This window comes from Haloarcula amylovorans (genome assembly GCF_004681185.1).
Lineage (GTDB): Archaea > Halobacteriota > Halobacteria > Halobacteriales > Haloarculaceae > Haloarcula > Haloarcula amylovorans.
Genome location: NZ_SRIF01000013.1, coordinates 1 through 24571 on the forward strand (window position 1 = coordinate 1; position 24571 = coordinate 24571).

Here is a 24571-nt window from a genome sequence, read left to right on the forward strand (position 1 = left end):
GAGGTACAGGTCGTAGGCACCGGGGAAGAAGGTGATCATCACCATCACCAGCACCATCGGTGCGATGAACCAGTACGGGAGGTAGTCGTTCCAGACATCCCGTACCCTGGCGAGGGCTGGCTTACTCGTCGTTTCCGTTTGTGTTGGTGTGCTCATGGGTGGAGTGACATATTATGATACGGCTTAGCAGTCACGCGTTAGCCGCTGTAGATGTCCTCGGCGGCCTGCGCCGCATTGGTCATCGCGGCTTCGGCGGACTTCTGGCCGGCGATGGCGCGTTGCAGTTCCTCGGAGTATCGCTGACCCCACTCGGGATACTTGGCGTCGAACGGGTCCGGCTTCGCTTCCTGCAGGGATTCGAGCGTGACCTGCGCGAAGTTGTCGCCGACACGCGAACGGAACTCCTCGTTCTCCCAGACGGACTGACGCACGGAGAACGCGGCGCTGCTATTCAGGTGCATCCACGTGTTCGTCGGCTCCGAGGTCGCCCACAGCATGAACAGGAACGCCTGCTCGGAGTTCTTGGCATTCTTCGACGTGGAGATCTGCCAGTTGAACGCGTTCGGGGCAAACTGGCCGTCGGCCGGTTTGGGTGCCTTCGCGATGCCGATAGAGTCACCAACCGACGAGTCCGAGCCCGTCAATCCGGGCCAGAACAGGTTGGCGTCGCTGACGATGTGACCTGCACGGCCCTCCTGCATGGTCGAGAGGACATCAGACCACGTCTGGCTGGACGCGCCTTCGGGACCGTAGTCCTGCAACAGCGTAGAGTACCACTCCGCCGCGCTGATGGCCCCTTCCGAGTCGAGTCCGGAGTCGTCCGGGAGGCTGTCCCAAAGTTGTGCTCCGTACTCTCGGAGGAACATGTTCTGGATGTAGATGTTCATCCCGTAGCCCTTCTGTCCCCGGCCCACTGTCCCGACGATGTCAGATTCGTTCTCGTGGATGGTCTTAGCGTTCTGCCGGAACTCCTCGAGAGTCTCTGCGACTTCGAGTCCGTGTTTCTCGTAGAGGTCAGTCCGATAGAACTGGGTCAGGACCTCGACGGTAATCGGCAGGCCAGTCCATTTGTCGGTGTAACCACCGCCGTGGGCCTGCACTCTCGACGCTTCGAAGAGGTCGTCCGGTTTGTACCAGTTCTCGTCGTACAGGCTGTTGTCCTCGAAGTAGGGATCGAGGGGCTGTATCCACCCTTCTTCGCGGAATTGGTTGACGACCTGGTCCATGAAGAAGACGTCGAACTGACCAGCGCCCGTGCTGACGTCTGTCTGTCGCTTGGTCCGGAACTGCTGTTCCGGCAGGACGTTCCAGACGACGTCGATGCCGGTCAGTTCCTCGAAGACCGGAACGGCCGGTTTGATGTTGTCGACCCACGCGTGACTGACGGCACCGATATTGATCGACGACCCCTCGAACTGTTTCCACTCGATGTCGGCCCCGGTGTACTTATCGAGCGAGATGGGCAGTTCCCCGTCGTTGCTGGTCCCGCTCGACCCGTTTCCGCTCGATCCGTTACCGCCACCGCCGCCTCCGTCGCCACCGCTACCGCCCCGCGTACACCCGGCAAGACCGCCGAGAAGGCCGACACTGGCCGCTTTGATGAAGTTACGCCTCTTGTGCTGATATCGATTGCGCTCGCTTGTCATTGGTCTCCGCCTCACCTGCCAACGAATCCCCCATAGGCAATAAAGTTAATCATTTGTAGAGTACGATACACGGTGCCCCACCCCCAATCATTATATATTATAGGTGAAAAACCGATTGCTGTATGGAGTACGACTTCACAGACCAGACCGTCCTCATCACTGGAAGCGGCAGAGGGATGGGAAAAGCAGCGGCGGAGAAGTTCGCAGAGAACGGCGCGAGCGTCGTCGTCAACGACCTCGACGCCGAGGTGGCGGAATCGACCGCCGCTGAACTTCGAGATATCGACGCGGACGCCGTCGGTATCGGTGCCGACGTGAGCGACAGCGCCGAAGTCGCCGCGATGGTCGAGACGGCGACCGAAGAGTTGGGCACTATCGACGTACTGCTGAACAACGCCGGCGTCGGCGACGCCGGTCCGTTCCTCGACGAGCAGTACGACGACACCTTCCAGTTGAACCTCGACGTCCACCTCCACGGGTCGCTGAACTGCATCCGCGAAGTCGTCGACGGGATGGTCGAGCAGGGGTACGGGAAGATCGTCAACACCACCTCGATACACACCAAGAACGCCGTCGGAATGTCACCGGCCTACGACGTCGGCAAGTTCAGCCTGCTCGGACTGACAAAGAGTCTCGCGCTGGAGCTCGGCCGAGAAGGTGTGCGGGTCAACGCCGTCGCGCCGGGCTGGGCGGACACACGGATGACGGACGAGTTCAGCGACGCCGTCACCGAACAGATTCTGGACAACAACCCGCTCGGGCGGTTCGCCGACCCGGAGGACGTGGCCAACGCGATGGTGTTTCTCGCGTCGCCGGCCAGCGACTACATCAACGGCCACGAGCTCCGCGTTGACGGCGGGCAGGTCCCCATCGATAGCTGGCGACTGGATAACCGATAACCCCACAGCGACCCCAGCAACAAGCTATTTATCTCGTGACCGGAATAGTTCCCCTCGTTGGACCGAGGCGTCGACTGTCGTCACCGACTGGAAACGGTACTCGGGCGGCGTTGGACTCACAACCATTGGCAACGGGGCACAACGTGACGCGCGACGTGACGGAACTGACCGGTCACGTCACTGGAGCGACGGAACGAACGAACCAAAGCGAGCACCTATGAGACCAGACAGACACACTCCGAAACGCACCGAGCGACCGACCATCAGAGACACCGAAGGAGGCAGATAATGCGCGCATCGACACTGACGGACATCGGCGAAATTACGGTAGAGGAGCGCGAGCGACCGGAACCGGCAGCTGACGAGGTCCTCGTCGAGGTCGGTGCCTGTAGCGTCTGCATGACCGACTACCACATGTACCACGGCACATTCCCCATCGAGACGCCGCTGGTGCCGGGCCACGAGGCGGCGGGTACCGTCGCCGATGCCGGGAGCGACGTTACCGGCTTCGAAGCAGGTGATCGCGTCGCGGTCAACCCGACGGTTCCCTGTAACGCCTGTTCGTACTGCAAACGCGGGGAGACGCACCTCTGTGAGAACAACACCAGTATCGGCGGCGCGGGCGACACCATCCTCGACGGCGCGTTCGCCGAGTACGTCCGCGTCCCAGCCATCAACGTCGAGGACATCGGCGACATGTCCTTCGAACGGGCCGCACTGGCCGAGCCGCTGGCCTGCTGTGTCCACGGCGTCGAGCAGGTAGACCTCACACCGGGAGACAGCGTCGCCATCATCGGTGCCGGTCCCATCGGACTCTTACTGTTACAGGCGTTCCGCAACGCCGGTGCCGCCCCCATCGTCGTCTCCGAACTCGACCCGGAGCGGCGCGAACTCGCGGCCGAACTCGGCGCGGACGCCGTCGTCGATCCCGACGAAGTCGACCCCGAAGAAGCCATCCCCGAGGCCGCCGGCGGCCCGGTGGACGTCGGCGTCGAGGCTATCGGCCTCGTCCCGACTATCGAGCAAGCCAACGCGGTCACTGCCAAAGGCGGGTCTACCCTCATCTTCGGCGTCCCCGAACAGGACGCGACGCTCGAAATCAGCCCGTTCGACGTGTTCTTCGACGAGGTGGGCTATCGGGGATCGTACTCCCTGACCACGGAGGACTTCGAGCGAGCCATCACAATGCTCCGATATGATCGCGTCGACGCCGACTCGCTCATCACGGAGCGAATCGGGCTCGACGAGTTGCCAACGGCCTTCGAGCGGATGGGCAACGCCGAGGGACTGAAGAAAATCGTCGTCCCCGGCCGCGACTGACCGCACCCTCCGTAGCGACGTGTTTTACGTTCCGTCTGTCCAGTCTCCCCACGTAGTCGAGCCGCTATTGCCACGTCGGGACAACGACGCTGTTCTTCTCTACAGAACGAATAGATTTCCGCAGCTACGCGCGCAAACGAACCATATATATCCGGAAAACCATGATAGATTTGGCATGCGAACTGTTGACAAAGTCAGGAGTGTTCTGCTCTAAAGAACAGGTTTTTCACTGTCCCACTCGTGGCGTCTGTATGGACGACACACCGGAATATGCCGTCGAAGCAACCGGAACCTCGCTGTCGATCCTCGAAGCGCTCGTCGCTCACGAGGAACCGCTGGGCGTCACGGCCCTGGCCGACCGCGTCGGCGTCTCGAAGAGCGTCGTTCACAACCACCTTTCGACGCTTCGCGCACGCGGCTACGTCGTCAAGCGATCAGCGGGCTACGAACCGTCGTTGCGGACGCTGAATCTGGGCAACCGGACACGGGAGAAACTGCCCATCTACCGGGACGCGAAGCAGGCCCTCGACAACCTCGCGGCCGCGAGTGGTGAGACCACCACGCTGTTCGTTCTCGAAGCGAGCGCGGCTGTCCCGGCGTACATCTCTCAGCCGTCGAATGGGTGGGATCCCGAGTTCCGGGAGGGCGAACGGCTCCCGATTCACGTCAACGCACCGGGGAAGTCGATACTGGCCTCGCTGTCCGACGACCGCGTCGAGGAGATAGTAGACGGTACCAAACTCCACGCGCTGACTGAGGCCACGATCACCGACACCGACGCGCTCGAAGACCAGATCAGCCGTATCCGAGACGACGGCATAGCGTTCTGCAGAGAAGAACAATACGAGGGGATCGTCGGCGTCGCCGCGCCGATCTACACGGGCGAAGCGGATTACGTCGCCGCGCTCGGTGTCTGTGGTCCCGTCGATCGACTGAGTGGCCGATATCTCGAAGAAGACGTCACTGGCCAAGTGCTCAGTACTGCGAAGTCAGTGCAGGTCACGCTCACGAGCAACGGATAGAACGCACCCAAATAACACCAGTACATGTGTTACTCACGTAGTCTGTCGTACTGGGTCTCGATAAGATCCTGTCGCCCAAATACAGCTGGTGGAAATAGACATTCTAAATATGCCCCCATATTATCACAGATATCAAGAATATGGCCGTGTTTTGGGCGTTACATATTTGAATTTCCCCAAATAAGAATATAATCTGCATAGATCTACCTATTATTCGCTAAAGCGCCGAGAACTACCCAAATATAGCACTATATAGAGAGTGATCGCGGCAGCAGATACCGTTGTCGTTGGAAGTGGCATGCCCGCTTCCATTGTCGTCGTCTCCGCTGTCGCTCGGCTATCGCAGTCGGTCCACAAGTCATCTCCGTCCCTCGTCCACTGTCAGACCGCCACACGCGTGACCACAGTTCGAACTGTTTAAGGGCGCGAATACGGAACAATCGGTAACTCGCTGGACGACGGGCACCAGCGGGCACCTGCGTGTGCAGGTCGGGATGTGAGCCGCCGCGGCACTCGTCGCAGGCGACTTGAACCACGCAACGCCCGTGGTGAAACACAATGGCACGAAGTGCATACTCGTACATCCGAGACGCGTGGCAGAGCCCCAAGGAAGGCAAACTCGCCGAGCTGCAGTGGCAGCGACAACAGGAGTGGCGCGACCAGGGCGCAGTCGAGCGCATCGAGCGACCGACTCGCCTGGATAAGGCCCGCTCGCAGGGTTACAAGGCCAAGCAGGGCGTCGTCGTCGCTCGCGTCTCCGTCCGCAAGGGGAGCGCGCGCAAACAGCGTCACAAAGCCGGCCGCCGGTCGAAGCGTCAGGGCGTCACGCGCATCACTCGCCGGAAAGACATCCAGCGCGTCGCCGAGGAACGCGCCGCCCGAGTCTATCCGAACCTGCGCGTGCTCAACAGCTACTCGGTCGGACAGGACGGCAGCCAGAAGTGGCACGAGATCATCCTCGTCGACCCCGAACACCCGGCGATCCAGAACGACGACGACCTCTCGTGGATCTGTGAGGACCACCAGACAGACCGCGTCTTCCGCGGCCTGACCGGTGCCGGCCGTCGCAACCGTGGTCTCGACACGAAGGGCAAGGGTGCAGAGAAGACCCGACCTTCGATTCGGTCGAACCGCGGCAAGGGCAAGTAAGCGACCGACCGCTCCGTTTTCACGCTACTCTCGCTGTTTTCTCCGTGCGCTCTCAGCCGGGAGTGGCGACAGTGCCGTGGTGAGCGAAACTGGTGGTGTTCACCCGCGCCACGTCGGCTGGCCGTGGCTGGCGACTTCCGTCGGCGTCGTCCCCGAACCGCGTTCAGAGACGGCGCTGACGGCGTAGAACGTGGCTTCGGGGTCGCTGTTGCGCCGCCAGTGCCACCACGTCCGAGCCAAGAGCCAGAGGCGACGGCGGCGGGTCAGTTCCGGCGTCGCCGTGAGTACGTCGTACCCCCGTTCCCGGATGAGCCGATGGTGTTCCGCGTACAGCACCGCCGCCAGCAGGACGCCGAGCTGGCAGTCCTCGGGCAGGTAGCGGATGCCCGTGACGCCCTCGCGGTACAGTTCCTCCGTACGGGTCAACTCCTCTTCCATCACCGCACGGAACGCGTCGTCGACATCGGCGTCTGCGAGTTGCTCTTCGGTGACGCCGTGGCGGGAAAGCGTCTCCTGTGGGAGATACACCCGGCCGTAGTCGTGGATGTCCTCGCGCACGTCACGGAGGAAGTTCGAGAGCTGAAACGCCTCCGCCAGCGCGGCGGCGTGGGGGAGCGCCTCCTCTTTCCCGGGCGGGTCCATCACCATCGTCATCATGTTGCCGACGGCGACGGCCGACCCGCGCATATACCCCCGGAGGTCCTCGAACGTCTCGTAGCGGGCCTGGTCGATATCCATCTCCATCGCGTCGACGAAGACGTTCACTTCCTCGTCGGGGATGGCGTGTTCGGCACGGAGATCCTGAAACGCCGAGAGGACGACGCCGTCGTCGGTGTCGTCCGGTTCGCGGTTTCCAAGTGCAGTCTCCCGGATCGCTTCGAGCCGTTCGTGCTGGACCGCTGGCGACGGACCGTCGGGTTGGTCGACCACCTCGTCCGCGATACGGAAGAAGGCGTACATCACGTAGGTCGGATAGCGGATACGTTCCGGAAGTAGGCGGGTAGCGAGGTGAAACGTCCGACCGGTCTGCTGTTGGATCGATTTGCTGGTGCGGATATTATCAGATGGCATTGAGTTCTGTCGACAGCGTGGTCAGCGGACGATACTCGGAATCTCGACAGCCGGGGGTATGGAACGTGGTCGGTCCCGTCACGCACGCCGCCGGTATTCGAGTTTCGTTCCGCCCGATACTGACGGCGGTATTCGATAGTCGAGTGACACTTCGTCTACATACAAATAGGGAGAGTGCGACTTTAAACTGTGTGCCCAACTGCTTTGGAGGGACGGCGCGGCGGCTCGCCTGTCGGACCCGGACGTGTCACCAGGTTTCGAAGACCGCTTCGAGCAGTTTCCGCTCGCCAGCGCGGAGGTGCTGGTGGAACGTCGAGGGGCAGATGTCCATCGATTCGGCCAGTTCCTCGCCCGAGACGTCACGGGGCCACTCGAAGAAGCCGCCGAGGTACCCCTTGCGCAGCGCCGTCAACTGGCGGTTGGTTAGATTGTCTTCGAGCGTGGCGAGAAACGCCTGCCGCGACATCGGCGGTTCGTCGCGGTCACGGACCGACAGCAGGTCCGTCCCGGGGTAGACGTCCCGGACGTGTTCGACCACAGCACGGGTCTCGGTGGCGGCCGGGAGCATCACGGTAACGACGGCGTGGTCGGGTGTCACGACGATGTCACGGGTCTCGGCCCCTCGGTCGGCCAGTAGCGAGATGACGGGTGGGTCCGCGACGGTGAACTCGAACAGCGACATCGACTCCGCCGTCGAGACGTGTGTGACGGCGCTGACCTGCGGGTGGTCGGCAGCCGTCGCACACACCGTCGAGGGGTCGTCGGTCTCGACGAGGAAGAACATCGCTGACTCCTCGTCGCCCGCGACGCTGCCGCCGTACTCCAGCCGACAGCCCAGTTCGCGGGCCAGCGAGACGAAGAAGATGTCGTCGTCGCGTATCTGGAGTTCCAGTTCGGTGAAGTTGTCAGCCCTGAGCAGGCGGCTGGTCTCCGTCGCGTCGATCGCCGTCGAGACCGCCTGTCCGACGGCTCCGAGGACGGCCCGTTCGCGCGAGTCAAACACGTCGCCTCTGTCGGCATAGACGGTGAGTACGCCGTAGAGTGACTCCCCAGCGACGAGCGGGACGGCCGCCAGCGACTCGACATCCTCGCCTGCGAGCGTTCGGTGGACAGCGCGTATCTCGCCGGTCTCGACCTGCGTCGACTCGGTTCGGGCGGCGACTGCAACAGGGTCGTCGTCGGCCATCGGGATACCGACGTCCGTCTCGCCGTCGGTTCCGTCAGCTGACACCGCCGCTGGACGAAGCGTCTCGTCACGGACATCGAATTCGGCGATCCACGCGAAGCGGTAAGAATCGACAGTCGCCAGTCGGTCGACGACCGTCTGTTGAATCTCCGAGCGCGACCCCGCGGTCATCACGTCGCCGACGACCGCCGTGATGAGGCCGTCGAGTCGGTCGACGAGGTGTTCCAGTTTCGAGCGCTCCGCTTGCAACTGCTCACTGCGGCGCTCGGCGTCCAACTCCGCTAGTTTCCGCTGTGTGATATCGACGTGCGCGACGACGACGCTGCCCGCTTCCTCGGGTGGCAACGGCGCGACGCGCATCATGAACCACTGTTTCTCCTCGGGGGAGTGACACGGATACTCCAGAGTAAAGAGGTCGCGATCGCCGTCCATGACGTCTTTCAACCCTGCGACGGCCTCGGCGGCGTACTCGTCGGCTTCGACATCCGTCGTCTCGAAGTAGTTCACGCCCTGCATGTCGCCGTCGTCCACGCCGGCGAACTCTTGCCAGGCACGGTTCGTCACGAGGATCGTGCCGTCGTCGTCGAGGACGGCGACGTTGATGGGCAGCGTATCGAGCGTCGAACGCGCGAGTGTCTCTGGTGGCTTCATCGCGGTAGATCCGGCACGGATGGGCCGATAGCTGGTGTAATGGCGGCAGGCGAATAAACGTGTGGACGGCCAGCCCCATCAGATAGGTATCAGAAACGTCCCCCCGAGGAGTTGCCCGGGCGGAAAAATCTATACCGTGGCAGTCGCTATCTCGAGGTATGTTCGGCTCCCGGACAGACCGGGAGATGGTGACCTGCATCGCCTGCGGGGAACGCCTCTCGCGGTCGGACGCCCGCGAATACGACAAGCACGGCGACCGGTGGGAGCGCCGTGATAAGACCTTCGAGTACGTCTGTAAGGCCTGTTTCAGCGAGATGTCTCGCCATCCCAGAGGCGACCTCGAAGCGACGCTCGACGCCGCCGGCGCGGGTGAGACCGACCGCGGGACCTTTCTGGAGCAGTTTCGGGAGTTGTCTCGGAGCGGATCGGAACGAGAGTAGCGAGCGGCCGAAATCCCCACCCCGACAGTCCTAACTACACCCTGGGCGTAGCCGGGGGCATGACCACCGAAGACGCCCAGTCGGCCGCAGGGACGCCGGAGGGGCAGGGCCCCGTCGAAATCGACGAAGAAGTCGCCCGCCATCTGGAGAACAAACGTGAGGAACTGTTCGAGAAGTTCGGCATCCGCGACGAGTTCCCGCCGGAAGTCCTCGAAGAGGCCAAAGCACGCACACAGGACGTGCAAGCCGAGATTCAGGAGGAAGGCGAGGAGCGCCGGGACCTCCGGGACCTGACGACGTGGACGACCGACCCAATCGACGCCCAAGACTTCGACGACGCCATCTCCGTCGAGGAGCGCGACGACGAGTACGTCCTGTGGGTCCACATCGCCGACGTGACCCACTACGTCAACCCCGACACCGCGATGTGGGACGAGGCCGTCGAGCGCGGCAACACCGTCTATCTGCCCGGTTACACCATCCACATGCTCCCGCCAGTGCTCGCGGAGACCGTCTGCTCGCTGGTCCCCAACGAGGACCGACTGGCCCACACCGTCGAGATGCACCTCGACAAGGAGGACTTGGGCTACGACGAGATCGAGATCTACAAGTCCATCATCGAGAGCGACGCCCGTCTGACCTACACCGAGGCCGAGAACTTACTCGACGACCCGGACACCGCCGGGGATCACTTAGAAGACGAAGCCGTCGACCTCGCCGAGAAGACCCGCGAGGTCTGGGAGTTGGCCGACCGGATGCACGAACAGCGAAAGGAGGAGGGGTCGCTCGTCCTCAACCCCGCGCGGGACCGCGCCCACACCATCATCGAGGAGTGCATGCTGAAGGCCAACAAAGCCGTCACCCACGAGCTCATGTGGGGCCGCGGCGTCGAGGCGATGTACCGCGTTCACCCGCAACCCAGCCCCGACGAGTGGGACGAGGCATTAGTCGAGATTCAGGAACTCGACGGCGTCTCCATCCCCGGCTCGGCGTGGGACGACCCGCGCAAGGCCGTCAACGCGACGCTCGAAGACGCCCCACAGCGCCAACTCGATAAGATCCAGTGGGCCGTGATGAAGGTGATGCCCCGCGCGAGGTACATGAACGACCCCTTCGGCGGCCACCACGCCCTCAACTTCGAGATCTACGGTCACTTCACCTCGCCCATCCGCCGACTCTCCGACCTCATCAACCACTGGATCGTCTACACCAACGACGTGCCCGAGGACCTCGTAGCGCTCTGTGACCGGGCCAACGACCGACAGAAGGACGCCGAGCAGTGCGAGCGCGAGTACAAACAGTTCCTCGAAGAAGTGGGACTGGACCCGTCCGCGGTGAACAACCGCGGCATCGAGATCGTCGACGAGGACGAGGAAGAAGAGTAGCGAATCAAGACGGCGCTTCGTTTTCCGGGAGATACTGCTGACTCCACTCCCACAGTTCGTCGATGACCGGCCCGAGGTCGGTGCCAGCGTCGGTCAGTGCGTACTCGACGCGGACGGGTTTCGCGTCGATGACATCGCGGCTGACCACGCCGGCGGCCTCCAGGTCGTCGAGCGACTCCGAGAGCACCTTATCGGAGATGCCCTCGACGCATGCTTTGAGGTCGTTGAAGCCGATGGGGCCTTCTCGCTGAAGAGTGTGGATCAGGATTGGGTGCCACTTCTTCCCCAAGATGGCGGTTGCCCGGCGGAGTTGCTGGCGTTCGCCGGCGCGTCTCCCCACCCCCTCCCCATCGGAGTCCATGCTTTCGCGTTCAGGTGGGCCGAACATATAGGTACTGGCAGTCCCGAGGCGAGTGGACAAGACCTATTGAGCAGTCGGTCGGCATCGGAAATATGTGCCCTCCACCAGCGATCTCCACAGAGAACCTGACCAAACGCTACGGCAACGCCGTCGCCGTCAGTGACCTCGACCTCACCGTCGAATCCGGCGAGGTGTTCGGCTTCCTCGGTCCCAACGGAGCTGGCAAGACCTCGACCATCCGCATCCTGACAACGCTGACCGAACCCACTTCTGGGACGGCGCACGTCGCCGGCCACTCGGTGAACGACCGTGCCAGCGTCGTCGAACACATCGGCGTCCTCCCCGAGGACCCGCCGCTGTACGAGGAGCTCACCGGCCGCGAGCAACTGGAGTACATCGCGGGGTTGCGCGGCTACGAAGACTGGGACCGCGTCGAATCCCTCCTCGAACGGTTCGACCTCGCCGCGGACGCCGACCGCCGCGTCGGGACGTACTCGAAGGGGATGAAACAGAAGGTCGGCCTCGTCCAGGCGCTGTTGCACGAACCCGAGGTGCTCTTTCTGGACGAACCGACGAGCGGCCTCGACCCGCGGGCGGCCCGGACGGTGCGTGACACCATCAGCGAGGTCGCCGCGGCCGACACCACCGTCTTCCTCTCGACGCATATTCTCCCGGTCGTCGAGGAACTGGCCGACACCGTCGGCGTGCTCTACGACGGCGACCTCGTCGCCGAAGGTGCACCCGCCGACCTGACCGACGACGTCGAGGCTGGCAGCACGCTCGAAGACGTGTTCCTCGACGTGACGAGCGAGCACGAGCACGAGCAATCGGCGGAACGATGACTCGGCCGAACGCCCGTCGCGTCCGACTCGTCGCTCGCACCGAACTGCGCCGCACGTGGCGCAATCTCCGCGACAGCACCCGCGGCGTCGTCATGCTGCTCGGTGGCGGGCTCATGATTCCCCTGTATAGCCTCGGTATCGGCGCGTCGCACACTTCGGCGCGAGTGCGCTCGCAGAAACCGACATACAGCAGCTACGCTCGGCCGCACTGAGCGTGCTGGCGATGTTGCTGGCGCTCGTCGTCTTCGTCGAACTCCAGCGCTCGGCAAAGCAGATCGGTGAACCCGACGGACTCGACGGTCTGCTGACCACGATCCCCTACACCGACGTACTCGCAGGGGTCCTCACTGCCGAGTTCGGGAGAATACTCGGTGCGCTCGGGGCCCCACTGCTCGCACTCGCCGTCGGACTGACGGTCGGGACCGGCCACCCGCTCGTCTTCCCGGTGGTCCTGCTGACGACGCTACTCGTGACCGCGCTGGGCACGCTCCTCGGCTACGCCGGTGGGCTGGCGGTGAAGCTCGCCGCCGCTCGCTCGGAATTCGTCGCCCGGCACCGTGCCAGTATCGGCTCCGTCGCCTCGATGGGCCTCGTTATCGGCTGGATCGGCCTCTCGACGGTATCGTCCGTCCAACAGTCGGTGCTCCGAGCAGTCACGCACTCGCCGCTCGTCTGGATTTCCGACGTCGTCCTCATCGCGTTGCCGAACGTTTCGGCCGCCCCGCTCGCAGCGGCCGGCGGCGGGGCGCTCCTCCTCGGGAGCGTCGTCGCTGCCGCCGTCGGGACCAGATGGCTCGCCCGAGCAGTCTGGTACGTCGATCCCGTACAACCGGACCACGATTTCGACGCGGACGAGCGGACACTCTCCGACCGCCTCCTCACCGGACGCGTCTCGACGGCGACCCGCGTGGTCGCCCAGAAGTCCTGGCTCCGAGCGAAGCGCTCGCCGTTCACCGTCCAGTTCGCCGTCGCGCCGCTCTTCCTGCTCGTCTATCAGGGTCAGTTCCTGCTGACCGGTGGCCCGGCCCCGGTGACGCTCCCGCTGACGGCGGGACTGGCCAGTGCGTCGGCGTTCGGCGCGGCGTTCACGCTCAACCCGCTCGGCGGCGAGGAGCGCGTCCTCCCGCTGACGTTGACTGCGGACGTCTCCGGCCGGGAGTTCCTCACGGGGCTCGTTCTCGCAGGTATCCTCCCGGGCCTCCCCGTGACGATGGCTCTGGTCGGGAGTCTCGGCGTCGTCGCCGGACTCGACCCGACCGCGCTCGGCACCGTCCTCGCTACGGCGTTCGTCACGACGCTCGCCGCCCCCGCGATCGCCGCCGGAACAGGCATCGTCTTTCCGAAGTTCGAGACCTCGTCGGTTCACGGCCGCGAGGTGACCGTCCCCAGCAGTTGGGCATTCCTGTCGTACTTCGTCCTCCTCGCCGTTGCCGTCCTCCCGGCGAGTGTGGCGTTTCTGTTCGCCGTCGATCCGCCCTTCTCGGTTTCCCTCCCCGTGAACACGGCACTCTTGCTCGGCGTCGGCTTCGGCGTCACCGTCGTTCTCCTCGGTGCCATCGGCGGCCTCAGCTACCGCTACGCCGCGACCCGCGTCGCCACCTACCGTCTCCCCTAACCCGGCTCAACAGATCGGTTTCGGATCCAGCCCCATCTCGGTCAGCGTCTCAGCGTACTCCTCGTACGCGACGTCGATCGCTTCGATAGCCGCGTCTCGGGCCGTCTCGCACCCCTCGTCGTCGAGTTCCGCGAGCGCGTCTCGTGCCGGGTCGAGATCACTCGCGTCGGCGCGTATCTCTCGGAACGTGTCGGCACTGTTCTCGTCGGCTTCGTTGACGAAGAAGCTCACAACCTGCAGATAGAATCGGTCGGCGACGAGCGGGGCCGCCACGAGTCCTGCACCGACCCGAGCGGCCGGCCCCTGGACTGTTTTGAGGTGCGTCGAGAGCGCGTCCACCTCATCCGCCGTTCCGACCTCTGACACGGTGTCGATACGGTCAGCCCGCTCGGTCGCCTTCGAAGTCGCGTCGGCGAAGCGGTCCCCGACCGAGCCTTCGCTCTCATCGGCCCACGTGGCCAGCGCGCTCGCTCTCCCACGTTCGCGTGCGATCGCAGCCTCGCGGACAGCATCGCTCGTCAGATTTGCGCCCGTCACCGCGACGAGCAGCTTGTCCGATCCAAGCCGTTCCAGTTCGCTCGCGCTCGCCTCTCGCACCGCATCGAGTGTGTCGACCGCGTCCATACCGTCGAGAGGGGCGCTCGGCGCATAGAACCTCCGCCCGATTTATCGCCCGGCGGCACCTAGCTCGCGTATGGCTGAGGAGCACCCCGACCCGCCGGCCGACCACCCGTCGCTGTCGGCGGCCGACCTAAAACGCCGCCTCGACGCCGGCGACCCCGTCCGCCTGCTGGACGTTCGTGACCGCGACGAGTTCGAGCAGTGGCACGTCGACGGCCCGTCGGTCACCGCGACGCAACTCCCGTTCAACAAGTTCCTGCAGGCGAAAGTGACCGACGGCGTGGCGGACCTCGCCACGGAGATTGCCGGCGACGGCCCCGTCACGGTCGTCTGCGCCCGCGGCGAGGCGAGTGCGTTCGTCGCCGGTCTCCTGACCGACCACGGTTTCGACGCCCGCAACCTCGCCGATGGGATGGAAGGCTGGGCCCGCCTCTACGAGAGTCACGAGATTCCCTGCGACGACGCTACCGTCCTTCAGTACCAGCGTCCCTCGTCGGGCTGCCTCTCGTATCTGGTGGTCAGCGACGGCGACGCCGCCGTCGTCGACCCGCTCCGGGCCTTTGTCGACCGCTACACTGCCGACGCCGCCGACCGCGACGCCACGCTCCGCTACGCCGTCGACACCCACGTCCACGCCGACCACGTCAGCGGTCTCCGCAAACTCGCTGTCGACCACGGCGTCGAACCGATGTTGCCTACTCGCGCTGCCGACCGCGGCGTTGCCTTCACCGTAACCGAACTCGACGACAGTGCTGCGATTGCCGTCGGGTCGGCGACGCTCGCCGCGGTCCCCCTGCCCGGCCACACAACCGGCATGACTGGCTTCGCCGTCGGCGACATCCTCCTCACCGGCGACAGCGTCTTCGTCGAGAGCGTCGCCCGGCCTGACCTCGAATCTGATGCCGACGGGACCCGCGACCTCGCGCGCTCGCTGTACGAGACGCTGACCCAGCGACTCGCCGATGTCCCCGACGAGACGCTCGTCGCGCCGGGGCACTACTCCGAGAGCACCAAACGCGCCGACGATGGGACGTATACCGCCCGCTTAGGAGATATTCGTGAACACCTCCCCGCTTTCGAGATGGACCGCAAAACGTTCGTCGAGCGCATCTGTGCCGACATCCCGCCGCGGCCGGCCAACTTCGAGCGCATCGTCGCCATCAACCTCGGGACCGACGACGCCGACGCGGACACCGCTTTCGAACTCGAACTCGGTCCCAACAACTGCGCGGTCGCGCCGATGGACTAAAACGGGAGCCGCCGGCGAAGCTGTTCGAACAGCGAGGTCTCCTCCTCCGTCTCCGCTGGCCCGACGACATCCTCGTCGGGTAAGATGACCGTCCGCTCGCCGTTGTCTTCGACCTCGATGAGGTCGTCCTCTTTGAGTGCCGAAAGCGCCCCCTCGATCTGGTCGATGGTCACCTCCGCCCGCGACCGAATCTCGAACACCGTCATCCCCTCCTCGTGGCGGTCCGCGAGCGCGTCGAGCACCGCAACCTCCGTCTCGTCCCGGTCACGGTACTCGGGCTTCGCTCTCATATCCCCCTCTATACCCGGATGGCTCTTGGGTCTGTCCCTCATCGGCCCAAGCGACAGCCCGTCCAGCGAGCGTTACGATGGCTCTGCTTCTGTTGTGGAGGGAGTGTAATGCGGCGACCCCGGTCCGTATTCCAAGGTCCGGAGGAACTCTGCCCAGTAGCGAATCCCGCTCCACTCCTCGCTGAGGAACTTGTTCGCCATCGACTCGTTGACGTATGTCGTCCGATACAGTTCGCCATCGCGTTCGAGGACAGCGCGATGGTTCACTCGTTCCGGGACGTAGCTTTCGTCGACGGATTCGAACGTATCTGTTCGGTAATCTTCGACGAGGAACGCATAGATCCGTATTAGCGAGAAATCTTGCATTTCTAAATTCTCTAAGTCAAGAAGATACGTTATCGTGACACTCTCATTCGACGGATCAACAGAACTGTCGATAACGGAGACATTCCTATCTCCCAGAGCACCGCTGTAACTCCAAACGAACGTTTCATACTTTTGATACTGAGCCGGTTTTTCAGTCGATAGATTGGCAGACGAACTAGGAGTGGCAGTAGCAGTCGGTTTTTCTTCAGGAGTATCAGTAGGTGCTTGAGTTGAGCCCGGTCCGACTGATGCTGTCGACACTGGTTTATCACTTCCCTCAGGCGTTGGTTGAATTGAGTCTCGGTCTGTAGGAGTGTCTGAATTCAAGCCGGTATCGAAGGCACTACAGCCAGCGCTCACTAGAAGAAGAGTGATGACGGCTATCTTCCAGAAACTCCGTAGTATATTTTTTGAGCTATCCATCACCTAAGCCACCCTGGCACCATACTTTTCATCCATTTTCTATCACTATATTAGTATTTGTTCAGAGGTTTATCCAATCCGATATTCCACCTAAGAGACCTTCTTCAGATTCATCTGAAGAATCACTCTTCCCATCATTTAGCGAACTATCACTCTCCTTTTCAGCGTGGCAGGTATAGCACGCTCCTGCGCCATTCGATGGAGGCTCGTATCCACTACCTCCGCCATTATCAGTCTCTACGACATTGTTGCTGGGCGGCCCTTCTGCCGAAAGATGATCTTCGTAGCCCCACGTCCCCGCAGAAGAAGCGCCATCAGTCATATCACTGACAGTCTCGCTTCGAGAATCGGTAGAGCTGTAATCGTGCTCTCCACCTCTGTCGTAATCGGCCACCTCAGTATCTTGATTAGTGTCTGCAGAGTCTACTGGGACAGTACTTATCTGGGAACTTCCAGCAGAGGGGGGCACATATCCCGATTGGTTATCGGTTGAAGCGGCTTCAGGATCCCAACCGACTGTACTATCTTGATCTTTTTCCTCAATCGTCTCTTCCGCTGCCTCAAGCATTGCATCGACGTTGTACCCGGTTTGCGGACCATTCCGATAGTCCTCGATCGTCTCGTTTCCGAGGAAGGCACCAACATCTGTTAGCTCTCCGCCGACGTGCAGCTGAATTTTGTCGTCGTTGTTTACGTCAAGGACAGTTCGATTGCCGCTCCCGTCGCTGTAGATCATATCAGCGCTATTCATACAGCCCTCGAACTTCCCATCGGTGTAGAGGGGTGTAATGCCCTGCGCACAGGGATTGTTACCGCCGCCGGTGCCCGACGCTCGGACGAGCAGCGGCTGGGTCGCCGTGCCGCTGTAGCCCAGTTCGTCGTAGGCGACGGCGCGAATGGGGACCCGGCCAGCCGTCTCGAACGTGCTCGTGAGGATACTGGTCGCGTTCTCGCCCGTGGTGGACTCTTCTTCGAGGACGGTGCCGTTGAGCAACCACGCGACCCGTGTGACGTTCGTCGCCGTCGCGTTGGCAGTCGCCACAAGCGTGGTTTCGCTTCCGCGAGTCGTCGTGGCCGGACCGGAGATTTCGACCGTCGGTCCTCGTGCGGGCGTGACCGAGACGTACAGCGTGTCTGTGCGAGTCGCGCCGTCGTCGTCAGTAGCGCGAACTGTAACGGCGTACCGACCGGTCGCGTTGGGACTGAACTCGGTCTGGCGGCAGGTCGGACACGCCGGCATAGTGGTGTTTCCGGATGGCGTCTCGATGGTCCACTCGACGCGGGCGATCGCGCCGTCGGGGTCACGCGAGCCGTTCGCATCGAGGAAGACGGTGGTGTTAGCCGTGACTGTCTGGTCGAGGCCGGCGTCGGTCAGCGGCGGTTGATTCTCGGCGGCGACGGCCGTACCAGTCGCAGTTGTGACTACGAGCACGGCGAGCGCGGCGACGACCATCCTTGCCGAGCGCATCGGTTCACGCTGGGGTTGCTTTCGCTTATAAAATTTCGTTTTTCCCTTTCAAAAACCAATCCGGCTCGGGAATTTTTCAACGAGGAGGGCCTGTCGTGACTCGTCGGTCGTCGCTCACCTCGCGCGACCGACAGACAGGGTTTAAGTAGGTCACGGCGGCAATCACTGACAATGGGTCTCAAATGTTCCGTCCTCGGGCACACGTACGGTGAGACCACCGTAGAGCGCGAGCGCGAAGAGCAGGGTAGCGAAGTCGTCATCACCATCCAGGAACGGGAGACCTGCGAGCGGTGTGGAAAGACGCGAATCGTCTCGGAGAACAAGGAAGTGACCTCGATCGAGACGCCGTCGGACATCGCGGGCGATATGGTCACCGACGAAGCCGAGAGCGAATCGGCAGCCGGCGAGGAATCGACGGAGTCGGTAGACACCATCGACTCGTTCGCCAACAGCGAACCGTTGGACGGCTCGGAGACGGAGACCGACGAAGCGGAACGAGACGACGGCGAGGAATCGGCGTCCCAACCGGGAACAGAGGCGGAAACTGAAGTCGAGGCCGAAACCGAGGCAGTCGACCCCGACGCCGACGACGCGGAGATCTTAGACGACAGCGACGACGACGACGACCGGCGCGGCGACAGCGAACTGGAGAACCCGACGACGGACGTGGCGGTTCCGGACGCCGAGACGGAAGCGTCCGTCACCGACGAGGAGACCGACCCGGAAACGGACGACGCCGTCATCATCGACGGTGACGAGGACGACGCGGCGGGGACGACCGACCGCGAACCCGGACAGTGGCCAGAAGAGCCGGGCGACGACGGTGAGAACGACGGGTGGCGACCCGAGACAGATCTGACCGCCGAGGAGCCCGTCGACGGGTCCGCTGCGGCCGAGTCCGCAGAAGGCGAGGCAGTCACCGTGCCAGCAGGGCAGTTCCGCTGTCCGGAATGTGGCTTCACGACCGATGTCGAGGCGAGTTCGCTCAGGGCGGGTGACTTCTGCCCGGAGTGCCACAGAGGCACACTGGTCACCGGTAGCGAGTGAACGCAAAGGGTAAGACGGGGCCTCGCAAAACGAAGCCCATGCGAGAGTACAAGATGCGGCGGGGTGAACACCTTGAAGACCGCGTCCCGGACATGGAAGCGTTTGTCGAGGAGCACTTCGGCGAGATTACGGACACAGAGGAACACAACGGGAGTGACCTCCTCGTGGTAGACGAACCGGACAACCCCGTGTTCGACCGGGTCGTCGCTGGCACCGTCAGCTTCGGCAGCAAGAAAGATAAACTGGCGCTCCACATCGACGAGAAGCCCGCAGAGGAGGTCATCGCCGAGGGGCACGTCGATGCCGCCGAAGACGCCGTCACCGTCAAGAACGACTTCTTAGAGGGCGCGACCGGGCGCGACGCGAAGGCGCGACGGGACTCCCTCAAGCGATCCGTCGAGGACGACGCGGACAAACCCGACAACGTCTGAGCACGGCGAGATTTTTCTTCGGCCGAGAGCGAGCGTGGCGGTATGCATAAATACGTACATGTCATATGTTCACACACGCCCTTCCCGGAGGCGCGTGAAAATATCCGGGTCGTGGAGTCGCCTGAACAGGCGACTCGACGTGGCACCCTGTCATAGTTTGCCGCCCCGCCGGAGGCGGCCCCAATCCGGCATTCGGCACGGCTACTTTGGGCGTCCGCTTCGGCTTCAGTCCACCAGTCCGTAGCCACGCCGGACCAGTTCGATGTCGAGGGCGACGACGGTGACGGTCAGGCCGGAGAGAACGACCAGCGAGAGTTCTGGCGAGATGTCGGCGGCCTGTGGAACGACGCCGTAGCGGACGCCGTTGACCATGTACACCATCGGGTTCAGCAGTGTAACCTGTCGCCAGATGCCCGAGAGCGCCGACAGCGGGTAGAACACCGCGCCGAAGAACACCAGCGGTCGGATGATAAACTGGGTCAACACGGTGAGGTAGTCGAAGTCCCGCGCCCAGAGGCCGCCAATGACCCCAAATCCGGCGAACAGCGTCGGGATGACGAGCGTGAACGCCACCAGATAGAACGGGTTCGGAACGGAGACGGGCGTAAAGATGAGGCCGACACCCCAGATAATCGCACCGACGACGATTCCCCGTAGAGCCGAGGCGGCGACGTAGGCCAGCACCATCTCGGTATGGGAGAGCGGCGAGGTCTGTACCTCGTGAATGTACTCGTTCCAGCGGCCGTGGAAGATGGAGAATGAAGCGTTCTCGAAGGCGTTCGAGACCATCCCCAGAACGACGAGTCCGGGGAGAATGAAGAGGATATAGCCCGCGCCGCCGAAGGCGTCGGGGTCGCCGCCGCTGATGCGCTGCCCGAGGACGACGCCGAAGACGGTGAAGTACAGCACGTTCGTGATCATCGGCGGCAGGAACGTATTGCGCGGGCGGCGGACGTAGCGGAGTATCTCCCGGTGAAGCAGCGTCCAGAAACCGACGAGGCGAGCGCGAGCCCCCGTCGGTGCGCCGCGTTCGCGTTGGTCGCCCTCGGTGGCGGTGCTGCCGTCAGCGACGGCGATGGCCTCGTTCCCGCCGTCTGTGGCGTCTCGGCTCACGCCGATACCTCCGCGTAGTCGCGGTCGTCGCGGGTCATGTCGACGAACACCTCTTCGAGCGACGCCCGGCGGATGTTGAGCGACGTGACCGTGTGGCCCTGGCGTTCGAGTTCGCGCATCAGTTCGGGCGCAGTCTGACTCCCGCCAGCGGCGGTGACGCTGAGGCCGTCGTCGGTGACCGCGACCTCGCTGACACCGTCGATGTCCAATCGCGGCGCGCTCCGGGGCGGATCGGCGAGTTCGAGTTCGATGGTGTCGGTGCCGCGCGCCATCAGGTCGTCGGGCGCGGCGACCTCAACCTTCTGACCGCTGTCCATGATGGCGACGCGGTCACAGAGGCGTTCGGCCTCCTCGATGTAATGCGTCGTCAGCAGGATGGTCGTCCCGGCGTCGTTCATCCGGTTGATGATGTCCCAGAGGTCGTGGCGTAACTGCACGTCGACGCCAGCGGTCGGTTCGTCGAGAATCAACAGATCTGGATTCGAGACGAGCGCTCGCGCGAGAACGAACCGTCGTTTCATCCCGCCGGAGAGCCAATCGAAGCGAGTGTCTCGCTTCTCCCAGATGCCGACGGTCTTCAGGGCGTCTTCCGCTCGTTCTCGGGCGGCCTTCTTGCCGATACCGTGATAGCCGGCCTTATGGTGTAAGACTTCCCGAATCGGGAAGAATCGATCGACGTTGAACTCCTGTGGCGCGAGACCGATGCGGTCGCGGGCCTCGCGATAGTCGTCTTCGACGTCGAAGCCGAACACCTCGGCGGTGCCGCCGTCCTTGTGGACGAGGCCGACGAGCGTGTTGATGAACGTCGTCTTGCCCGCGCCGTTAGGACCGAGCAGTCCGAAGAACTCGCCGCGTTCGACGGTGAGGTCAAGTCCGTCGAGCGCCTGCACGTCGCCGTAGTCTTTCCGTAAATCTCGTACGCGAATCGCGGGAGCGGTCATTGTCTACGCAAACACAGCGACACCGAAAAGCGCGTTGAACGCGGCGGTGCAGGCCGCTTAGTCGCGTGAGAGAGTATCGAACAGAGAGCGAATCAGTTACTGCCCGAGTCGCTCGCGTGAGATGACCACGTCGCTCGGTGTGATGATGAGCTGGTCGTCGTCCTTCTGGACGATGTCCCCGCCGACCTCGTTGGCGACCTGCTTGAGTTCGTCGCTGATGTGTTCCATCGTGCGGTCCTGCGTGGAGTGGCGCGTGATGTCGGCGATGACGACGTCGCCGTCGTAGACGGCGTCTTTGATGTCGATGACGTCTTGCTTGTCGCTGATGCGGGCGATGCGAATCTGTCGTTCGGCCTCCGCGCTGGCGGTGTCGTACTCGTTGGCCTGCAGTTCGACGTAGTCCTCGGTGTTGCGGGACGAACCCGTCTCGCCGAGAATCTTGCTCATCAGTCCCATGTCACTCACGGCGAGCGCAACCCGTTTCAAGGTTTCGTCAGACGAAGTCTCGTGCCAGACGACCGTCACGGAGCGGTCTTCGGCACGATTTCTCGGTCGGCGTCGGCGAAGCTACACCGAGAACTCGAAGAGGTCGTCACCGACGTGGTGAATCGACTCGACGACCTTACCCGAATCGCCGACCATGTCGTCGCCGTCGGTCTTCGCCCGGCCGACGGCGAGGAACTTCCCGTGGGACTCCTCGTTGATGACGACGAGGTCGCCCGCGCTGATATCGGGGTCGGCCTCGGTGATGCCCGGTCGCATCACGTCCGCGCCGTCGGAGACGAACGAGACTGCGCCCGCGTCGACGGTGACGACGTGCTTCTGTGGCGGATAGACGTTCGCGCCCTGTACGGTGAGGAACGGCTCCTCATCGATATAGAGGACGTGTGGCTCGCCGTCGACGAGGACGACGTCCCAGTCGCTGTCCTCGAATTCGACCTTCTCGAAGCTGTCGGCGTCCAGTTCGACGCCGAGTTCGTCGGCCAACGCCGACTCGATGGCGTCGACCTCGTCCGAGCGGAGGTGGTGCCGGGACTTGACGTTCATACGAACCTCTGCGACGGGGCCGGGCGTAAGCGTAACGAACGACGGGCGAGCGAACGCGGCGTTCGTTGGCTGACCGACCGCGAGGTTCGAGGGGGAGACCACGACTCTCGGTGCGGGGAGGCTTTTGACCCGACGGTCCGTAGCCCCCGTATGCGCGTCGTCACGCTGCTTCCCTCTGCCACGGAGATCGTCTACGCCCTCGGAGTCGAACCAGTCGGTGTCTCCCACGAGTGCGACTACCCGCCGGCGGCCCGCGAGGTGCCGTCGGTCAACCGCTCGCGGGTCGACCCTGAGGCGTCAAGTAACGAGATCAACGAACAGGTCGCCGAGGCCGAATCGGGTAACGGCGTCTACGCCATCGACCGCGAGGCGCTGGCGAGTGTGGACCCGGACGTAATCATCACGCAAGGCGTCTGTGACGTCTGTGCCGTCGACCACGTCCAGGTCGAAGCCGCCGTCGAGTCGCTGGGACTGGACGCCGACGTGGTGACGCTGGACGTCCACAGCCTCGCGGATTTATTCGAATCCATCCAGCGCGTCGGCGTGGCCATCGACCGCGAGGCGGCGGCAACCGACCTCGTGGCTGACCTCCGCGAGCGCGTCGCCGCCGTCGAATCGACCGTCGAACGCGCTCCCGACACGCCCAGCGTGGCCGTCCTCGACTGGCTGGACCCGGTGATGGTCGCCGGTCACTGGGTTCCGGAGATGGTCGAGAAAGCCGGCGGCACCTACGGGATGGAGGACGCCGGCGCGCACTCCCGGCCCCGTGAGTGGGAGGAAGTCCGTGCGTACAATCCCGACGTGCTCGTGGCCGCGCCCTGTGGCTTCGATATCGAGCAGACTCGCGAGAACCTCGCTGACGTTACCGAGCGGCCGGGATTCGACGACCTGACCGCGGTGCGGGAGGGACGCACGTACGTGATGGACGGACACCACTACGTCAACCGCTCGGGGCCGCGGCTCGTCGACACGCTAGAGTTTCTGGCGGCTGTGATGCACCCTGGCCTGTTCGACACGCTGCCGCGGGACGCCGTGCAGGAACTGCCGGCGCTCAGGGCGTAGCGTAACTCCGATTTACTCCCCGGTCAGCGCACAGCGGCCCTCGTAACTGGCGTCGGCGACGCTTTCGATAGCCGGCTCGGACCCGCAGACCGGACACTCCGGGTTGGGCGCGATGGGCACCTCGTCGACGCTCATCTCGGCGGCGTCGTAGGCCAAGAGTCGACCGTCCAGCGACTCGCCATAGCCGAGGGCGACCTTGACGACTTCCGTCGCCTGCAAGCAGCCGATAGTGCCGGGGAGCACGCCCAGCACGCCCGCCGTCGAGCAGTCGGGGACGGTGCCCTCCGGCGGCGCTTTCGGGAACAGACAGCGGTAGCACGGGCCTTCATCGTCGCCCGTGAAGGTCGTCACCTGCCCCTCGAAGCGAAACACTGCACCGTGAGAGAAGGGGACGCCAGCCAGCGTGCAGGCGTCGTTGACGAGAAATCGCGTGGCGAAGTTGTCCGAGGCGTCGACCACGATGTCGTAGTCGGCCACGAGGTCCGTGGCGTTCTCGGCGCTGAGTCGCAGTTCGTGCGCCTCGACGGTCACGTCGGGGTTCAGTCCCGCGACGAACTCCCGCGCGCTCTCGACTTTCGGTCGCCCCACGTCGTCGTCGCCGTGGATGACCTGTCGCTGGAGGTTCGAGCGCTCGACGACGTCGTCGTCGACGATGCCGAGCGTTCCGATGCCCGCCGCCGCGAGATACTGCAGGACCGGCGCGCCGAGACCGCCCGCACCGACCACGAGCACCGACGTATCGAGCAGCGCCGCCTGTCCGTCCGGCCCCACGTCGTCCATGATGATGTGCCGTGAGTAGCGGTCGAGTTGCTCGGGGTCCAAGTCCGGTCGCATACGCGAGCGTATGTCTGCGCTCGGGGATAAGGTGTCGGATAGTGAGTTCGGGACCGGCGAGTCGCCAACCGCCAAACGGAACGTCGAAGCCG

General features: G+C 63.5%; 26 protein-coding genes and 1 pseudogene. 13 read left to right on the plus strand and 14 right to left on the minus strand.

Annotated features, from left to right (window positions below):
• Together E4S61_RS26885 and E4S61_RS23080 are read right to left on the minus strand one after the other, a co-directional pair.
• Positions 1–156: pseudogene (locus E4S61_RS26885) on the minus strand (carbohydrate ABC transporter permease); the annotation flags it as partial.
• Positions 157–197: 41 nt separating this feature from the next.
• Entirely contained in the window at positions 198–1646 is a 1449-nt protein-coding gene (locus E4S61_RS23080; RefSeq protein ID WP_135306180.1) for an extracellular solute-binding protein, read from the minus strand.
• A gap of 122 nt (positions 1647–1768) precedes the next feature.
• On the opposite strand from E4S61_RS23080, the gene E4S61_RS23085 reads away from it, so the two are divergent.
• The 4 genes from E4S61_RS23085 to E4S61_RS23100 all read left to right on the plus strand — a co-directional run bounded on the left by E4S61_RS23085 (position 1769) and on the right by E4S61_RS23100 (position 6036).
• The gene (locus E4S61_RS23085; protein ID WP_135306181.1) at positions 1769–2545 is read left to right on the plus strand and encodes an SDR family NAD(P)-dependent oxidoreductase; all 777 of its coding nucleotides are present in this window, start codon (positions 1769–1771) and stop codon (positions 2543–2545) included.
• Between the two features lie 288 nt (positions 2546–2833).
• Positions 2834–3865 (plus strand): galactitol-1-phosphate 5-dehydrogenase, encoded by a 1032-nt coding sequence (locus tag E4S61_RS23090; RefSeq protein WP_135306182.1) that lies wholly within the window; start codon positions 2834–2836, stop codon positions 3863–3865.
• A gap of 251 nt (positions 3866–4116) precedes the next feature.
• Positions 4117–4887, plus strand: coding sequence for an IclR family transcriptional regulator (locus E4S61_RS23095; RefSeq protein WP_135306183.1), 771 nt, complete (start codon positions 4117–4119; stop codon positions 4885–4887).
• Positions 4888–5445: 558 nt separating this feature from the next.
• On the plus strand, positions 5446–6036 hold the full coding sequence (locus tag E4S61_RS23100) for a 50S ribosomal protein L15e (RefSeq protein WP_135306184.1): 591 nt from the start codon (positions 5446–5448) through the stop codon (positions 6034–6036).
• 99 nt (positions 6037–6135) lie between these two features.
• On the opposite strand, the gene E4S61_RS23105 is transcribed toward E4S61_RS23100, so the two are convergent.
• Positions 6136–7107: a phytoene/squalene synthase family protein gene (locus E4S61_RS23105; protein WP_135306185.1), complete on the minus strand. Its 972-nt coding sequence runs from the start codon at positions 7105–7107 to the stop codon at positions 6136–6138.
• A 247-nt stretch (positions 7108–7354) separates the two neighbouring features.
• Positions 7355–8944, minus strand: a complete 1590-nt coding sequence (locus tag E4S61_RS23110; protein ID WP_135306186.1) for a bacterio-opsin activator domain-containing protein — start codon at positions 8942–8944, stop codon at positions 7355–7357.
• A gap of 158 nt (positions 8945–9102) precedes the next feature.
• Here E4S61_RS23110 and E4S61_RS23115 point away from each other — a divergent pair, with 158 nt between their 5' ends.
• Positions 9103–9384 (plus strand): DUF7562 family protein, encoded by a 282-nt coding sequence (locus E4S61_RS23115; RefSeq protein ID WP_135306187.1) that lies wholly within the window; start codon positions 9103–9105, stop codon positions 9382–9384.
• 59 nt (positions 9385–9443) lie between these two features.
• Positions 9444–10769 (plus strand): RNB domain-containing ribonuclease, encoded by a 1326-nt coding sequence (locus tag E4S61_RS23120; protein WP_135306188.1) that lies wholly within the window; start codon positions 9444–9446, stop codon positions 10767–10769.
• A gap of 4 nt (positions 10770–10773) precedes the next feature.
• Here the strand turns inward: E4S61_RS23120 and E4S61_RS23125 are convergent, their stop codons facing one another.
• Positions 10774–11130 carry a winged helix-turn-helix transcriptional regulator gene (locus E4S61_RS23125; RefSeq protein WP_135306189.1) on the minus strand — a complete coding sequence of 119 codons (357 nt, stop codon included), beginning with the start codon at positions 11128–11130 and terminating at the stop codon, positions 10774–10776.
• Positions 11131–11222: 92 nt separating this feature from the next.
• On the opposite strand from E4S61_RS23125, the gene E4S61_RS23130 reads away from it, so the two are divergent.
• The 3 genes from E4S61_RS23130 to E4S61_RS23135 are packed head-to-tail and all read left to right on the plus strand — an operon-like array spanning position 11223 to position 13587.
• On the plus strand, positions 11223–11972 hold the full coding sequence (locus E4S61_RS23130) for an ABC transporter ATP-binding protein (protein ID WP_135306190.1): 750 nt from the start codon (positions 11223–11225) through the stop codon (positions 11970–11972).
• Positions 11969–12184, plus strand: a complete 216-nt coding sequence (locus E4S61_RS26410; RefSeq protein WP_245180921.1) for a hypothetical protein — start codon at positions 11969–11971, stop codon at positions 12182–12184. Before E4S61_RS23130 ends, E4S61_RS26410 begins: the two co-directional genes overlap by 4 nt.
• Positions 12185–12186: 2 nt before the next feature.
• On the plus strand, positions 12187–13587 hold the full coding sequence (locus tag E4S61_RS23135; protein ID WP_245180922.1) for a hypothetical protein: 1401 nt from the start codon (positions 12187–12189) through the stop codon (positions 13585–13587).
• 6 nt (positions 13588–13593) lie between these two features.
• Here the strand turns inward: E4S61_RS23135 and E4S61_RS23140 are convergent, their stop codons facing one another.
• The gene (locus E4S61_RS23140; RefSeq protein WP_135306191.1) at positions 13594–14211 is read right to left on the minus strand and encodes a transcription antitermination protein; all 618 of its coding nucleotides are present in this window, start codon (positions 14209–14211) and stop codon (positions 13594–13596) included.
• Positions 14212–14281: 70 nt separating this feature from the next.
• Here E4S61_RS23140 and E4S61_RS23145 point away from each other — a divergent pair, with 70 nt between their 5' ends.
• Positions 14282–15457 carry an MBL fold metallo-hydrolase gene (locus E4S61_RS23145; protein WP_135306192.1) on the plus strand — a complete coding sequence of 392 codons (1176 nt, stop codon included), beginning with the start codon at positions 14282–14284 and terminating at the stop codon, positions 15455–15457.
• Here E4S61_RS23145 and E4S61_RS23150 read toward each other — a convergent pair.
• The 3 genes from E4S61_RS23150 to E4S61_RS23160 form a co-directional block, all read right to left on the minus strand.
• Entirely contained in the window at positions 15454–15747 is a 294-nt protein-coding gene (locus tag E4S61_RS23150) for a DUF6432 family protein (protein ID WP_135306193.1), read from the minus strand. The two genes, E4S61_RS23145 and E4S61_RS23150, sit on opposite strands and share 4 nt — an antisense overlap.
• Before the next feature lie 72 nt (positions 15748–15819).
• Entirely contained in the window at positions 15820–16113 is a 294-nt protein-coding gene (locus E4S61_RS23155) for a hypothetical protein (RefSeq protein WP_135306194.1), read from the minus strand.
• A gap of 484 nt (positions 16114–16597) precedes the next feature.
• Positions 16598–18004 (minus strand): PKD domain-containing protein, encoded by a 1407-nt coding sequence (locus E4S61_RS23160; protein WP_135306195.1) that lies wholly within the window; start codon positions 18002–18004, stop codon positions 16598–16600.
• A 171-nt stretch (positions 18005–18175) separates the two neighbouring features.
• On the opposite strand from E4S61_RS23160, the gene E4S61_RS23165 reads away from it, so the two are divergent.
• Both E4S61_RS23165 and E4S61_RS23170 read left to right on the plus strand, forming a co-directional pair.
• A complete protein-coding gene (locus E4S61_RS23165) occupies positions 18176–19051 on the plus strand; it encodes a DUF7093 family protein (protein WP_135306196.1) in 876 nt (291 codons plus the stop codon).
• Between the two features lie 38 nt (positions 19052–19089).
• Positions 19090–19482 carry a DUF5611 family protein gene (locus E4S61_RS23170; RefSeq protein ID WP_135306197.1) on the plus strand — a complete coding sequence of 131 codons (393 nt, stop codon included), beginning with the start codon at positions 19090–19092 and terminating at the stop codon, positions 19480–19482.
• A 225-nt stretch (positions 19483–19707) separates the two neighbouring features.
• On the opposite strand, the gene E4S61_RS23175 is transcribed toward E4S61_RS23170, so the two are convergent.
• The 4 genes from E4S61_RS23175 to E4S61_RS23190 form a co-directional block, all read right to left on the minus strand.
• On the minus strand, positions 19708–20463 hold the full coding sequence (locus E4S61_RS23175) for an ABC transporter permease (protein ID WP_245180929.1): 756 nt from the start codon (positions 20461–20463) through the stop codon (positions 19708–19710).
• Positions 20464–20591: 128 nt separating this feature from the next.
• Complete coding sequence (locus tag E4S61_RS23180) at positions 20592–21536, minus strand: ABC transporter ATP-binding protein (RefSeq protein ID WP_135306198.1); 945 nt, start codon at positions 21534–21536, stop codon at positions 20592–20594.
• Positions 21537–21632: 96 nt separating this feature from the next.
• Positions 21633–21992 (minus strand): cell division protein SepF, encoded by a 360-nt coding sequence (locus E4S61_RS23185; protein WP_135306199.1) that lies wholly within the window; start codon positions 21990–21992, stop codon positions 21633–21635.
• 111 nt (positions 21993–22103) lie between these two features.
• On the minus strand, positions 22104–22583 hold the full coding sequence (locus E4S61_RS23190) for an RNA-binding protein (RefSeq protein WP_135306200.1): 480 nt from the start codon (positions 22581–22583) through the stop codon (positions 22104–22106).
• A 150-nt stretch (positions 22584–22733) separates the two neighbouring features.
• Here E4S61_RS23190 and E4S61_RS23195 point away from each other — a divergent pair, with 150 nt between their 5' ends.
• Positions 22734–23645, plus strand: coding sequence for a cobalamin-binding protein (locus E4S61_RS23195; protein WP_135306201.1), 912 nt, complete (start codon positions 22734–22736; stop codon positions 23643–23645).
• Between the two features lie 12 nt (positions 23646–23657).
• On the opposite strand, the gene ubaA is transcribed toward E4S61_RS23195, so the two are convergent.
• Positions 23658–24479 carry an SAMP-activating enzyme E1 gene (ubaA, locus tag E4S61_RS23200; protein ID WP_135306202.1) on the minus strand — a complete coding sequence of 274 codons (822 nt, stop codon included), beginning with the start codon at positions 24477–24479 and terminating at the stop codon, positions 23658–23660.
• Positions 24480–24571 lie beyond the last annotated feature (92 nt).